The 14,641-nt window shown below is 65.1% G+C and carries 12 protein-coding genes; 8 read left to right on the forward strand and 4 right to left on the reverse strand.

The genetic code is table 11. The features are described from left to right. Positions 1-107 precede the first annotated feature (107 nt). The 7 genes from idi to ON062_RS03305 are packed head-to-tail and all read left to right on the forward strand — an operon-like array spanning position 108 to position 5,701. Positions 108-662 (forward strand): isopentenyl-diphosphate Delta-isomerase, encoded by a 555-nt coding sequence (gene idi / locus ON062_RS03275; protein WP_274645693.1) that lies wholly within the window; start codon positions 108-110, stop codon positions 660-662. Next, complete coding sequence (locus ON062_RS03280) at positions 659-1,711, forward strand: polyprenyl synthetase family protein (protein WP_274645694.1); 1,053 nt, start codon at positions 659-661, stop codon at positions 1,709-1,711. Before idi ends, ON062_RS03280 begins: the two co-directional genes overlap by 4 nt. Beyond that, positions 1,708-2,595, forward strand: coding sequence for a squalene/phytoene synthase family protein (locus tag ON062_RS03285; protein WP_274645695.1), 888 nt, complete (start codon positions 1,708-1,710; stop codon positions 2,593-2,595). Before ON062_RS03280 ends, ON062_RS03285 begins: the two co-directional genes overlap by 4 nt. Beyond that, the gene (gene crtI / locus ON062_RS03290) at positions 2,592-4,166 is read left to right on the forward strand and encodes a phytoene desaturase family protein (RefSeq protein ID WP_274645696.1); all 1,575 of its coding nucleotides are present in this window, start codon (positions 2,592-2,594) and stop codon (positions 4,164-4,166) included. The genes ON062_RS03285 and crtI overlap by 4 nt, the downstream gene beginning before the upstream one ends. Further along, positions 4,166-4,489 carry a lycopene cyclase domain-containing protein gene (locus tag ON062_RS03295; RefSeq protein ID WP_274645878.1) on the forward strand — a complete coding sequence of 108 codons (324 nt, stop codon included), beginning with the start codon at positions 4,166-4,168 and terminating at the stop codon, positions 4,487-4,489. The genes crtI and ON062_RS03295 overlap by 1 nt, the downstream gene beginning before the upstream one ends. Further along, positions 4,486-4,800 (forward strand): lycopene cyclase domain-containing protein, encoded by a 315-nt coding sequence (locus tag ON062_RS03300; RefSeq protein ID WP_274645697.1) that lies wholly within the window; start codon positions 4,486-4,488, stop codon positions 4,798-4,800. The genes ON062_RS03295 and ON062_RS03300 overlap by 4 nt, the downstream gene beginning before the upstream one ends. Position 4,801: 1 nt before the next feature. Then, complete coding sequence (locus ON062_RS03305; RefSeq protein ID WP_274645698.1) at positions 4,802-5,701, forward strand: prenyltransferase; 900 nt, start codon at positions 4,802-4,804, stop codon at positions 5,699-5,701. Between the two features lie 75 nt (positions 5,702-5,776). Here ON062_RS03305 and ON062_RS03310 read toward each other — a convergent pair whose 3' ends face one another. Further along, a complete protein-coding gene (locus ON062_RS03310; protein ID WP_274645699.1) occupies positions 5,777-8,680 on the reverse strand; it encodes a UPF0182 family protein in 2,904 nt (967 codons plus the stop codon). Between the two features lie 71 nt (positions 8,681-8,751). Continuing rightward, on the reverse strand, positions 8,752-9,879 hold the full coding sequence (locus ON062_RS03315) for a S16 family serine protease (protein ID WP_274645700.1): 1,128 nt from the start codon (positions 9,877-9,879) through the stop codon (positions 8,752-8,754). 125 nt (positions 9,880-10,004) lie between these two features. Here ON062_RS03315 and ON062_RS03320 point away from each other — a divergent pair, with 125 nt between their 5' ends. After that, on the forward strand, positions 10,005-11,402 hold the full coding sequence (locus ON062_RS03320; RefSeq protein ID WP_274645701.1) for a zinc-dependent metalloprotease: 1,398 nt from the start codon (positions 10,005-10,007) through the stop codon (positions 11,400-11,402). A gap of 796 nt (positions 11,403-12,198) precedes the next feature. Here the strand turns inward: ON062_RS03320 and ON062_RS03325 are convergent. Together ON062_RS03325 and nudC are read right to left on the reverse strand one after the other, a co-directional pair. Beyond that, a complete protein-coding gene (locus ON062_RS03325; protein ID WP_274645702.1) occupies positions 12,199-13,917 on the reverse strand; it encodes an ATP-dependent helicase in 1,719 nt (572 codons plus the stop codon). Beyond that, positions 13,914-14,609 (reverse strand): NAD(+) diphosphatase, encoded by a 696-nt coding sequence (gene nudC / locus ON062_RS03330; protein ID WP_274645703.1) that lies wholly within the window; start codon positions 14,607-14,609, stop codon positions 13,914-13,916. Before nudC ends, ON062_RS03325 begins: the two co-directional genes overlap by 4 nt. Positions 14,610-14,641 lie beyond the last annotated feature (32 nt).

Consider the following 14,641-nt stretch of genomic DNA (forward strand, 5'->3'; position numbering starts at 1 on the left):
CGACACAGCAGATGAATCGCTCAATGTGGACACCCCTCTCAAATTACTTGTACGATCGAGACTCAGAATATTGCTAGCTAAACTAGCAAACAACCCTGGAGGACAGCATGACCGATGCAGATCACGTAGTACTCCTCGACAGCGACGGGAACCCGATCGGAACCGCCCCCAAGAGCAGCGTTCACGGCACGGATACCGCCTTGCACTTGGCCTTCTCGTGCCACGTTCTCAACGACGAGGGCGAACTTCTCGTCACTCGGCGCGCCCTGGAGAAGAAGACGTGGCCGGGGGTCTGGACGAATTCCTTCTGCGGCCATCCTCGCCCCGCAGAAGCGATGCTGCACGCCGTCCGTCGGCACGCAGATTCCGAACTGGGGATCACGGTCCACGACCTCGAGCTCGCGCTTCCCCTGTTCCGCTATCGGGCTGTGGACGCGGGTGGCATCGTGGAGAACGAACTGTGTCCCGTGTACATTGCACGCACCACGGATGCACCCCGCCTGAACCCTCGCGAGGTGATGGATGCCGAATGGGTGACACCCACGGACCTTGCGGCCGCACTGGCCGCGACACCCTGGGCATTCAGCCCGTGGCTGGTGTTGCAATCTCAACAGCTCGACTTCTTCGGGCAATCCGCCGCCGACCTCGCCCGAGCGTCATGAAGGCGTTGCCGCCCGACCCCGCGATCGATGACGCCGTCGACACAGCTGTCGCGCGAATTCTCATCCGAACCTCAGCTCTCGGTGGCTCGTTCGCTGAACTCGGCGAATCAATTCGACGCGCGACAATGGGCGGGAAGAGGCTTCGCCCGACGCTGGTCGTCGCCGCGTTCCGCGCGCTCAGCGACAGCGAACCTGCCCCGGTGGTCTACGACATCGCGGCCGCGTTTGAACTGCTCCACGCCGCATTCGTGGTGCACGACGATGTCATCGATCACGACACGCTCCGGCGCGGCATCCCGAACATCTCCGGCGAGTTTCACAACCGTGCGCGCCGCGTAGGCGTCACAGAGCAGAGCGCTCGCTCATTCGGCGAAGCTGCCGCCATTCTGGGTGGCGACCTGCTGCTCCACGAGGCGACGCGAATCATCATGCTGGCGAATGTTGCACCGGAAGTGCGAGAGCAACTGGCGATGCTGCTCGACGACGCCGTATTCATCTCTGCCGCTGGCGAACTCGCGGACGTCGAGAACGGCCTCATGACGGCTGGCGCCGACGCGAAAGCCGTGCTTGAGGCCACGTTTCAGAAGACGGCTGTGTACACGTTTTCCGCGCCGCTTCGCGCCGGCGCAGTTCTTGCCGGGGCATCGCGAGCCACCGTGCGAGCCCTGGACAGCGCGGCCGGGGATCTGGGGTTGGCCTTCCAGCTCGTGGATGACCTCATTGGCGCCTTTGGGACGGCCACACAAGCCGGGAAGGAAGTCGGCGCTGACCTCCGAGAAGCCAAGCAGACCCCACTGGTCGCCTACGCCGCAACGACGACGACGTGGCCGCAGGTGCGCGACGCGCTGACGATCGCCCATACCGGGCCGATAGCCGTGCGCCATGCTCAAGCAGCTCTTGCCGCCAGTGGAGCTCGCGATAGCGTCGTCGCCATGGTGGCAGAGTCCCTGGCCAGCGCCCGCGAGACGGCAGTCGCGGGCGAGATGCCACCACGACTGGGATCGTTGCTGATTCGCCTCGCCGACGACATCGAACGGCGTGTTCCGTGAGCGGTTCACTGCGCACTCAGACCGAGCCCACGGGTCTGGAACTTTACAACCGCGCGGCCGACGCGGCGGCAGCGCGTGTGATCGAACTGTACTCCACGTCGTTTTCCCTGGCCTGCCGTCTGCTCGGCCTACGCCCACGCCCACACGTCCGCAACATCTACGCGCTGGTGCGGGTCGCCGACGAGGTCGTCGACGGGCCCTGTGCGGCTGCCGGCCTGGACTCGGCGACAACAGGATCCGTGTTGGATGACCTCGAGGCCGAAACGTATCGGGCGCTCGAGCGGGGCTTCAGCACGAATTTGGTGGTGCACGCGTTTGCTCGAACCGCTCGCGAGTGCGGCATCGACCAATCCCTGATCGCACCATTCTTCACCTCGATGCGCACCGACCTCACCGCCCGCGTGCACGACGACCGCTCACACGACGCCTACGTCTATGGGTCAGCCGAGGTGGTGGGCCTCATGTGCCTGCAAGTGTTTGTGAATGCTGGAGCCCCGCAACCCTTGCGCCCCGCAGCCGACCTGGTCGATGGCGCGCGACGACTCGGCGCTGCGTTCCAGGACGTCAACTTCTTGCGCGATCTGGAGTTCGACGCGCAGGGGCTCGGACGCGACTACCTGGGGGTCGATGGCGGGCGCGTGACGCGGCTCGACGTGCTCGACCGTATCGACGCCGATCTTCGGGCTGCCGCCGCGGTGATACCGGCCCTTCCTGCAGACTGCCGACCCGCAGTAACCGCCGCTCACGACCTGTTTGCCTCCCTCTCGATTCGGCTGCGCGCGAGGGGTCGGTCTACGGATCGAGTGAGCGTTCCCGCTTCCGCTAAAGCCGCCCTCGCCGCCCGCGCATGGCTGGGACGCCCCCCGAGAGAGATACGTTCGTGACCGAAGCCGCCCGCCCCCTCCCCCGCACTGCCATCGTCATCGGCGGTGGAATCGCTGGCCTCGCCACCGCCACGCTTCTCGCCCACGAGGGAGTGCAGGTCACGCTCTTCGAAGGGCAGGACGACGTTGGCGGTCGCGCCGGCAGTTGGGAGCGGGACGGGTTTCGATTCGACACCGGGCCCAGCTGGTACCTGATGCCCGAAGTCTTCGATCACTTCTTTCGTCTCGTGGGCACCTCAGCCGATGACCAGTTGGATCTGATTGATCTCGATCCTGCGTACCGCGTGTACTCAGACCCCGAGACGCACCGTGAACCGGTGGACGTTCGCAGTGGCCGACAGGCGGCAACAACGCTGTTCGAAAGTATCGAACGGGGCGCAGGGGCGCGACTGTCCGCCTATCTCGATTCGGCCGAGGACGCCTATGGACTGGCTGTGCAGCGGTTTCTCTACGACACGTACGAGTCGTACGCCGGCCTGCGAGACCCGGAGGTGCTCCGACGGCTCCCCCAACTGAGCCTTCTCCTGGCCCGCCCGCTCGCAGCGAAAGTGGAGAAGGATTTCACTGAGCCGCGGTTGCGTCAGATCCTCGAGTACCCCGCGGTCTTCCTGGGTGGTACGCCATACGGAGTGCCGAGCCTTTATCACCTGATGAGTCATCTCGATCTCTCGGATGGCGTTCGATATCCGCGCGGTGGTTTCACGGAGATCATCCGCGCGATCGAAAGGCTCGCGGTGGCGCAGGGGGTCGACGTGCGCACCGGTTCGCCCGTGGCGCGCATCACCACCGAAGGCGAGCGTGCGACCGGAGTGGAGTTAGAGGGCGGCGCCACGTTCAGTGCAGACCTCGTTGTCTCGACCGCGGACCTGCACCACACCGAGACGGCGCTTCTACCCCCTCGACTCAGGACTTATCCCGACAAATGGTGGGACACGAAGACACCGAGCCCCGGCGCACTGCTGGTGATGCTGGGGGTCCGCGGACGGATCCCGCAGCTCTCTCACCACACGTTGCTGTTCGCCGACCAATGGGAGGAAGGATTCACCGACATCTTCGGTCCGTCGCCTCGCATCCCCGACCCCGCTTCGCTGTATGTCTGCGCCCCGAGCAGAACCGACCCGACAGTGGCTCCAACCGACCACGAGAACCTTTTCGTGCTCGTTCCCATCCCTGCGAACCCCGAACTCGGGCGAGGCGGGATCGACGGTGCGGGCGACGAGGCGATCGAGCGCGCCGCAGACCGCGTGATCACGCAGATCTCGGAGTGGTGCGGCATCCCGGATCTTCGCGAACGCATCGTCGTGCGCCGAACGGTCGCACCCGGTGACTTCGCCGCGGACCTCAATTCGTGGCGGGGCAACGCCCTCGGGCTGGCGCACACCCTGGGGCAGAGCGCCGTCTTCCGCCCGCGCAATGTCTCGAAGAAGGTCAGCGGTCTGGCGTATGCCGGAACATCCGCGCTCCCGGGCATCGGTCTGCCGATGTGCCTGATCTCGGCAGAACTCGTCCTCAAGCGGCTTCGCGGTGATCGCACGCCTGGCCCCCTGGCCGAACCCAGCCGAGTCCAATGATTCCGGGGCTCTATCTGGCTGCGATCCTGCTCTCGGCCGCCGGCGTGGCGGCGTTGGACGCCAGATTCCGGCTTGCCGCATGGCATGCCCCGGCGCGCACGGCGCTCGCCGTCGTGCTCGGAACCGTGTTCTTCCTCATCTGGGACGCTGCCGGTATCGCAGCCGGCGTGTTCGTCAAAGGCTCGAGCCCTCTCCTGATCGGCATCGACCTCGCGCCACACCTGCCGCTCGAAGAACCTGTCTTCCTCGCGTTTCTCTGCTACCTCTCCCTGGTGATCTACGGCGCATTTCTCCGTCGGAAGAACGGGAGCGCCGACACATGACGTACGCCCTGCTCACTGTTCCGTTCTTCGTCGTCACCGCTGCTGTCACCCTCTTCTCGGCGCGGCGTCCGAAGTTTGCCCGGCGCATGGCGGCGTCTGCTGTGACAGCGCTGGCGCTGGTGGTGCTGACGGCAATCTTCGACAACATCATGATTGCCGCCGATCTGTTCACCTATCCGCCCGAGCATCTCACCGGCATCCGGATCGGCCTCGCCCCTATCGAGGACTTCTCCTACTCTGTGTGCGCGGCGTTCCTCCTTCCCGCGATCTGGACGCTACTACCCCCACCCCTCGCCGAGGAAGGCACATGACATGAGCAGCCCAGCGCCCACTCCGTTGTCACCGGCCCAGGTTGTGAGCCAGCTCTTCGTGTCTTCGCGACCGATCAGTTGGATCAACACGGCGTACCCCTTCGCCGCGGCATACCTCCTCGTCGCACGGGAGGTCGATCTTATTTTTGTCATCGGCACCGTCTTCTTTCTGATCCCGTACAACCTCGCGATGTACGGGATCAATGACGTATTCGACTACGAATCTGACATGCGAAACCCTCGAAAGGGCGGCGCGCACGGCGCCGTGCTCGATCGTCGCATGCACACCATCACGCTGGTGTCGGCCGCCGTCGTCAGTCTGCCTTTCGTCGTGTTCCTTCTGATCTCGGGCTCGCTGGAGTCAGGAATCGTCCTCGTGCTCAGCATGTTTTTCGTGGTTTTTTACAGCGCCCCGCCACTGCGACTGAAGGAGCGACCGTTCGCGGACTCACTCACGAGCAGCATCCACTTCTTTTCACCTGCAGTGTTTGGATTGGTGATCGCTGGCGCGACCTGGACTTGGCAACTCTTCGCGTTGCTGGGCTCGTTCGCCCTCTGGGGCATCGCCTCGCACGCCTTCGGCGCCGTTCAGGACGTGATCGCTGACCGAGAGGCCGGCATCTCTTCCATCGCGACCGCCCAGGGAGCACGGTGGACCGTCTGGTTCGCGTTGAGCTGCTATAGCGCTGCCGGGGTACTGATGTTGTTCACCATGTGGCCGGGACCACTCGCCGCGATTGCGGCGCTTCCGTACCTCGCGACACTGTGGCCCTATCGCTCGATCACGGATGAGACGGCCGATACCGCGACGCGAGGATGGGACCGATTCTTGTGGCTCAACCAGGTGGCCGGGTTCGTTGTCACCCTTCTTCTCATCTGGTGGTGGTTCCTCACCGCGTGAAAGGCATGGAAAGCGGAGGGCCGACCCGAGACATCTGTCCGGGTCGGCCCTCCGCTTTTGCGCTGTGGGTTCGGGCTACTCCTGAAGTCCCAGCTCGATAAGTGTCTCGACCGCTGCCGCCAGCCGCTCGTCGGCTTCGGCGAAGGCGGTGAGGTCACCCTCCTGCAGCGCCTGGTCACGATCGAGCATCGCCTGCTGCGCATCAGACAGCGCCTGCTGGTAGTCATCCGACGGCACCGTGGGGGTCGTGGGCTCCTCAGGATCCACGGGTTCTTCGGGGTCGGTGGGATCGGTCGGTGTCACGTCACCGTCACCCGCATCGGCTCCGGAGTCACCCCCGAACAGTGCGTCAAGCGCCTCACTGAGGGTGTCCTCGAAGGCGATGTCGTTACCGAACGACACCAGAACCTTCTGCAGTGTGGGGAGCTTCGTGGCACCCGAGGACTGCACGAACACGGGCTGCACGTAGAGCAGACCGCCACCGACGGGCAGGGTGAGCAGGTTTCCGTTCAGGACGTCGGACTGTCCCTGCTTGAGCAGGTTGATCTGCGACGACACGAACGGGTCGGCGTCGAACGTGTTCTGCACCTGCCCCGGACCGGGCACCGTGGTGTCGGCGTCGATCACGAGCATCCGGAGCTTCCCGTAGTCTTCAGCCTTCTCGCCGGCCTCTGCCCCCGCATTGGAGTCCACTGCCAGGTAGCCCATCAACACGTTTCGGGCGTTGCCCCCGGTGGATGCCGGAATAAACGAGGTGAACATCGAGTACGTCGGCTCGTCCTGCCCAGGCATCTGCATCGTGAGGTAGTACGGCGGTTGCAGGTTCGTGTCGGCCTGGGGATCGTTGGGCGTCTGCCAGCGGTTGTCGCTCTGGTAGAACGACCGCGCGTCATCGACGTGGTAGACGCCGAGGACGGTGCGCTGCACCTTGAACAGGTCGGTCGGATACCGCACGTGGCTCATCAGGTCGGCAGACATCTCGCTGATCGGCTCGACGGTCGACGGGTAGACGTTCTGCCACGCCTCGAGAACCGGGTCCTCTTCGTCCCATGCGTACAGCGTCACCGAGCCGTCGTACGCGTCGACGGTCGCCTTGACCGAGTTGCGAATGTAATTGATGTCGTCCAGCGCGAACCGCGGCGCCGGGTTCGACGAGTCAGAGATCGCCGAGGCGAGGCTCACCGTGGATGAGTAGGGGTAATTCGCGCTGAGCGTGTAGCCGTCGATGATCCAGACGATTCGTCCGTCGACCACGCTGGGGTACGGGTCGCTGTCGAGCGTCAAATACGGGGCAACCTTCTGCACGCGCTGGCGCGGGTCGCGGTCGTAGAGGATCTGCGACTCGTCGTTGACGTAGTCCGAGAAGAGGATTTGCTCGGCCTGGAACTTGAGCGCGTACACGAGGCGGTTGAAGACGTTGCCGAGGCTCGGTCCCCCGTCGCCTTCGAACGTCGTCTTGGTTTCGCCGGCGCCGTCCTCACCCGACGGGTAGTCGAGTTCGACGGGTTCCGAGCCCTCGGGTGCGCCCACGATGGAGTACTGCGGCGAGTACTCACCGAAGTACACGCGCGGTTGAAAGTCCTCGCTGTCCGAGAGGAAGCCCGCCGCGGGAATACCGCGCTCGAGGAAGACGGGATCGCCGTCGCCCGTCCGGTCGTTGCCCTTCGCCGCCACCAGGCCGTAGCCGTGGGTGTACACGACAGCGGTGTTCTGCCAGTCAGCGGCGGCACCGAGTTCGTCGAGGTCGAGTTCGCGCACCGACACGATGGTGTCCTGTGAGACACCATCGATCTCGTAGCGGTCGACATCCAGCGGGTCCTGGAACTGGTAGTAACCGCGGTACTGCTCGAGCTGGCGCACCGTCGGAGACACGATGGCCGGGTCCATGATCCGAATCTGCGCTGTGGTCGCAGCATCCTCCCGCAACTGACCTTCGCCGGCATCTGTCTCCGCCTGGAAGTCCATCTTCTCGAGGCCATCGACACCGTATGCCTCGTGCGTCATGTCGACGTTGCGCTGGTAGTACTCCTGCTCGAGCGTGAAGCGGTTCGGCTGAACCTGGAAGGTGTTGACGACCCAGGGGTATCCGATGCCGACGATGAGGGATGCCACGACGAGCAGTGCCGTTGCCACCAGCGGGTAGCGCCAGCGACCGATGACGGCGGTCACGAAGAACAGGATCGCCACGATCACCGCGATCACGGCCAGGATCTCCTGCCCAGGGATGATGGCGTTGACGCCCGTGTACCCGGGACCGGTGATGCGATCACCGGGCGCGGTCAGAGTCTGGTAGCGATCGAGCCACAGGCTGACGGCTTGTACCAGAAGGTACAGACCCGCCAGGATCGCAAGTTGGATGCGGGCGGCCTTCGAGATTCGCAGTTCTCGCTGGCCAACGCGTACCGACCCGTAGAGGTAGGACACCAGTGCGGTGACGAGCAGGCAGATCAGCAAAACCGCTGAGACGAACCCGGTAACCGACACGTAGAAGGGCAACGCGAACAGGTAGAACCCGGTGTCGAGGTTGAATTGCGGATCGGTGGTCGCTGTGGCGACGCCGTTCAGCCACAGCCATGTGGTCTCCCACTGCGCAGATGCCGCGAACCCGGCGAAGAACCCGAAGAAGATCGGGATACCCCACATTCCGAGTCGACGCAATGGTTCGACGACTTCCTGGTAGCGATCGAGCTGCGAACTCAGTCGGGCATACACAGGGCGCAGCCGGTACGCCAGCTGGATCGCGACCCACACCGGAACGGCCATGCCGAGGAAGCCGATGACGAACATCACCACCCGCGCGATCCACTGGGTGATGAGAACCGAGTCGAATCCGAGTTGCTCGTACCAGAGCCACTCTGAGTAGAAGTTCGCGAACGCGAAGAACGCCACAACCAAACCGGCGAGGATCGCGAGGGAAATCGCGACGACTCGTCGCGAGCGGGAAGGTGTGGCCGGAGCCGGCGCTGAGGTCGAGGTCACCCGACCATCCTATGCGCGCCCCCGACGCCTGGGCGCAGTCGACGCCTGTGCGTCAGCCGTGACCGCGTCGATCAGTCCGCGGTGCAGGTGGGCAACTCGTCCGCGCCCGCTCCACCGGTCGAGACGACATCAAGCGCCTCCAGCGCGTCGTCCAGCGTGTCTACGGCGAACACATCCATCCCCGGGGGGACGTGCCCGACAACCTCGTCGCAGTTCTCGATCGGAGCCAGGAACGCCGTCGCCCCGGCATCCTTCGCGCCCCAGAGCTTCTGCCGAATGCCCCCGATCGGACCCACGTCGCCGCTTGCCGTGATCGTGCCCGTCCCCGCGACAGTTTCGCCGCCGTTGAGGGAAGCCTCCGTCAACTCGTCCATGATTCCGAGGGCGAACATCATCCCGGCACTCGGGCCGCCGACGTTGTTGAGCTGAATGGTGACATCGATCGGGAAGTCGTACACCGTGCTGAGCGTCACACCCAGCAGCAGCATCGTCTCGCCATCGACTTCGGTCTCACGCGGAGTGATGGACACCGTCTCGTCCGCTCCGTCGCGGATGATGGACAACTCGACGGCGTCACCGTCCGCCGCGTTGACGACCTCTCTCACAGCCGCGGCATCGGCGACGTCGACTCCGTCTGCGGCGACAATGACATCGCCCGCCATCACGACGCCCTCGGCCGCAGAATCTTCGATCACGGAGTGCACGGTCAGCTGAGCACCGACGTCGTATCCCAGTTCTGTCAGCGCCGCTGCCGTCGCTTCCTGCTGCGAGTCGACCATCATGGCGGCGCTCTCTTCGTTTCTCTCCTCCGTCGTGGTGCCTTCGGGAAACACCGAGTCCAGAGGGAGTACGGCCTTGCGCGGGTCAGTCCATGCCAGGGCGAGTTCGACCCATGAGGGCGTACGCTCGCGGTTGCCTACGACCTGCACGGTGAGCAGGTCCAAAGCGCCCTCGGTCGCGTACGTGTCGGCACCCTCGATCGAGATCAGCGGCACTTCTTCTCCATCAGCCGCGGTTGCGCTCCCGAGTGTGTTATAGACGGGACCGGGCCGCTGAATCACGTACGCGGTCGGCAGGAAGGTCAGCACGAGAAGAACCACCAACGCCACTGCCAGGGCCCAAATTCCGGCCACCGTCGCCCGCGGTAGCCGGCGTCGGGGAACGGGAACGGCGACGTCTTCTTCGTGGAACAGGGTCACGGATGCTTCTCTCGGGCGGGTCGTTCGCGAGCGGCGTAAGCGGATTGAGGGCACGGCCGGTCGCTGCAGGGATGCTGCGACTAGCGTAGAGCGTGACGAGATCGACCAGCTGAGAGGCGACCGAAGTGGCAGAGGACGATCAGAACCCGGACGACCTGCAGGAACTGCTGCGCCAGCTCCTGAGTGGTGCCGGTGCGCAGTTCACACCCGAGCAACTCGAGCAGTTGTCCCAGATGACGGGTACCGACGTAAACCCGGCAATGATGCAGAACATCCTCCGACAGGTGCAAGGTGCGATGGCATCAGACGGAGAGATCGACTGGGAGCAAGCGCGCCGCGCAGCCCTGCACATCGCAAACCAGGACGGCCTGTCGGTGACCGACGGCCAGCGCACTGACTTGCAGCAGGCGTACACGCTCGCGAATCTGTGGCTGAGCGAGGCCACCGGGATCTCGCAGCTCGCCTCCGCCCCGCGCGCGATGAGCCGCGGTGACTGGGTCACGGCGACTCTCCCCGTGTGGCAGGACATGGCAGCACCCGTCGCCACGAGTGTTGCAGATGCGCTGACCTCTGCGCTGGGCGCTCAAGCGCCTGAGGACATGCAGGATCTTGTTCGCGGCGCCGGTCGACTCATGCGCGGCGTGGGCGGTGCCATGTTCGCCGCTCAATTGGGCCAGGTTGTCGGAAACCTCTCCAAAGAGGTGGTCAGCGGCGGTGATGTGGGCATTCCCCTGATGCCCGACGGTGAGTACGCCGTCCTCCCTCAGAACTTCGCCGATTTCGGAACCGCGCTCGAGATTCCGGACGACCAGGTCGCTCTCTACATCGCAACGAGAGAGCTTGCGCATGCGCGGTTGTTCCGGCACGCACGATGGCTGCGCCTGCACGTGATCTCGCAAATCACCGACTATGCCCGCGGGGTCCGCGTAGATACAGACGCGCTCGAAGATCTCGCGAGCCGGTTCGATCCTTCCGACACGGAGGAACTCCGCCGCGCGCTGGAAAGCGGAGCACTGCTCCCGCCGCGGTCGGACGCCCAGCAGGCCGCCCTCACTCGGCTCGAGAACCTCCTCGCCACCATCGAAGGGTGGGTCGACGTCGTGACGGCCGACGCGACGGAGAGGCTCCCTTCCGCAGATCGCATCGCGGAGGCCGTGCGCAGGCGACGCGCAGTCGGCGGACCTGCCGAACGAGCCCTCGGCGCTCTCGTCGGGCTCGAACTGCGACCCCGGCGTATGCGCGAGGCCGCATCGATGTGGCGAGCGGTCACGGATGCCGTCGGCCCCGCCGCCCGCGATTCGTTGTGGGACTACCCCGACCTCATGCCCACATCCGACGACATCGATGACCCCGGCGCGCTGGTGGCGCGTCTGGAGGCCACAGCTCGCGGCGAGCAGCCAGCGTCGGACGAGTTCGATGATGCGCTCGAGCGGCTGTTGGCGGGTGAGGTGCCGCCGGCCCCGACCCCCGAACAAGACGACTCGACTGGCGACAGCCACCCCGACGACCACCGACCGGTCTGACCCTCCTCCCCAGGTCGCTGCGCAAAGCTTTCTGCGCAGCGACCTGTGGAGGACCGGCGCGAGCGCGGGGCCGTCGTCCATGATCGAGCCATGCCGCGTATCGATCCCGCCTACCCGCCACTGTGGCGATCGGCGTCAGTACTCCAGTTCGGCCTTCCTGCGGTCGCGACACTCACATACCCCCTCCCGTGGCAATTGCGCATCATTCGCGCACTAGAACGGGGCGTGGCGGCGGATGCCTTCGACGCTCTGGCTGCTGTTGCGGGTGCACCGCCCGGCGGCGCGGAAGGGCTGGTCGACCACATTCGCCCAGCCATCAGGGATGATTCGTCGCACCGACCTCTCGCCGCGGCCGTTGTGGTGTCACCCGAAGTAAGTCATGCCCAGTACGAGGTTTTCAGCGACAGCCTCGCAGCCGACGGACTCGCGATGGTGCGCGCGTGGGATCAGTCTGCGCCCGCCACCAACCGTCCTGACATCACGATTGTTCTGGCATGCCATCTGGTCGAACCCCGATTCGCCGCTCGCTTGATGACCGACGATGTACCTCACCTCCCGGTTGTCTTCCGAGGGTCGGAAGCCACCATTGGGCCGCTCATCCGCCCGGGTTCCACGGCATGCCTCGCCTGCGTAGCCTTGCACGAAAGCGCCGATGACCCGGACTGGCCCGTTCTGGCAGCGCAGCTCGTCGCACGCCCCGTCGACGTGACGGACGTGAGCGTCATTCGCGAAGCGGCGTCCGCCGCGAGCAGACTGATTGCCGCTGAGGCAACAGCATCGCTGGCAGGCGAAACGATCAGCGTCCGCGCCGACTCGCCGCACCGCGAGGTGCGCGCGTTCCCACCTCACGAAGATTGCCGGTGCCGATCTCTTTCAGAAACCGCGATGGTTGTCGATCTCGCGCACCGCGCGCCCACGTCAATGCGAGCGTTCGCGACGCCCGCGTAATGCCGACATATGCCAGTCGGCGCTCTTCATCGATCTGTTCGAACGTCGACGCGTACGAAATGGGCAAGAGGCCCTCGGCAACTCCGATGATGTGAACGTGATCCCATTCCAGGCCTTTTGCCGCGTGTAGCGTCGCCAGCGTCACCGTGCGCATCGCGGGATCCTCGCCTGCCTTCGCTCGTGCCATCAAATCGTCGGTGAAGGTGCGCAGGGTCGCGGTCGGTCCTGCCTCTTCGGCGAGACGAAGAAGGGCAGCGCGAGCCTCCCACGCATCTCGGAGCGCACCGCCAGCCTCGGGAGGGTCCGCTGTCAGCCCGAGCGATCGCAAGACATCACGAACCGTCTCCACAAACCCGGCCTGCATCGGAGCGACTGCCGCGCCCCGGAGCGCCAACACCGCTTGGCGCACCTCGGGCATCTCAAAGAATCGGCGCCCCCCGAGCACACCAGCAGCGACGCCCCGTAACGCCAACGCCGACAAGATCTCAGCCGACTGTGCATGCGAACGGTAGAGCACCGCGATCGTACGTGGGTCGATCCCGGCGGCGATCTGCGATGTCACACGGGAGGCGACTTCGCGCGCCTCGGCGTCATCGTCATTGAACGCCGTGACTGTCGGGAGGGCGTGGTCGGTCGCCGCATGCGCCGCTGTCAGGTGAAGCGCGCCCGGCCGATCACGCATCAGCTCGTTTGCGGCGGCGAGCACGCCGCTATCGGAGCGATAGTTGACGTCCAGTCGCACAACGGCGGCACCTTCGTGCCGTCGCTCGAACTCGAGGAGGTAGCGCGCGTCCGCTCCCGCGAACGAGTAGATCGTTTGACTCGCATCCCCGACGACCGCAAGGTCACGACGGTCGCCGAGCCATAATTCCAACAGGCGATTCTGCAACGGGGAAACGTCTTGAAACTCGTCGACGGTGAAGTGACGGTACTGCTCGTGCACGGCGCGCGCCACGCGGGGTTCAGCCTCAAGCATTCCCGCGCACGCGAGCAGCACATCCTCGAAATCAAGCTGTCGGCGTTCGTCCTTAAGTTTCTCGTACGCGCGTTGCAAGTCGACGACTCGCTCAACCCCCAGCCGACCGACACCGTCGGGCCGGGCATGCGCGTAGGCCTCGATGCTCCGCATCGTGACCTTGCGCCACTCGATACCGGCGGCAACATCACGCAGAGTCGCGGTGTCGAGGCTCATTCCGATCGTGTCGGCGGCATGGGCCAGCAAGCGCACTTTGTTGTCGATGATGGTCGGCGCGCTGTCCCCTGCGATTGTCGGCCAGAAGAAGTTCAACTGCGCGAGCGCCGTCGAGTGGAAGGTACGCGCGGCCACGCCGCCGACTCCGAGCGCACGGAGCCGGCTCCTCATCTCCCCCGCGGCCTTGGTGGTGAATGTGAGAGCCATCACGCGACCTGGGGAGAACGCACCCGTATCGACGCCGTGGGCAATCCTGTGGGTGATGACGCGCGTCTTTCCCGTACCGGCGCCCGCCATCACGGCCAGGGGGCCACGCAGAATCCGTGCGGCCTCGCGCTGTTGCTCGTCGAGTCCTTCAAGGGCTGCGTCACTCACTCGCCGTCGCACCACCCTCGAATCAGGGCATGAGAGATGGACGCGGCACCCGGTAGCACGATGTCACTGTCGCCGCGGAATGCCGCGCGCAGCTCGTCACGCGTGAACCAACGGACGGTGCGGATCTCTTCACCATCGGCGCGAGCATCGTTGTCATCGATCCCGTCGGCGAGGAAGCCAAGCATGAATGAGCGTGGGAAGGGCCACGCCTGCGAGCCGCGATAGCGCATCGTGTGCACACGGATACCGCACTCTTCACGGAGTTCGCGGCGCACGGCGTCCTCGGCCGACTCCCCTGCCTCGACGAAGCCCGCGAAGCAGGAGAATCGGTTGGGCTCCCAAAGGGTGTTGTTCCCTAATAGGAGACGATCAGGATCTGTGGCGCTGGTCACAGCCACGATCACGGCGGGATCGGTTCGCGGAAAGTGTTGCCGTCCGCACGAGGCGCAACGACGGGACCAACCACCGTCTTCGACGTCGGCCCGCTCTCCACACGCGGGGCAGAATGATGCGTCGGTCAACCAGCGGCTGAGACTGACCGCGGCGACCGCCGCTGCCGCGTCGTCCGGGTCGAGCCCGTGCGTGACGCGCCGCACACTTTGCCAGTCCACTGGCTCGACGAAATCGGCGACGTGATCGTCCGACACGATTGCCAGCAGCGCGGGCGAACCATCCGCGAATGCACCGAGCATTGCCCACTGCGTCGCGGGCGGCGCATCATCGA

Source organism: Microbacterium sp. C7(2022), assembly GCF_028823665.1.
GTDB lineage: Bacteria > Actinomycetota > Actinomycetes > Actinomycetales > Microbacteriaceae > Microbacterium.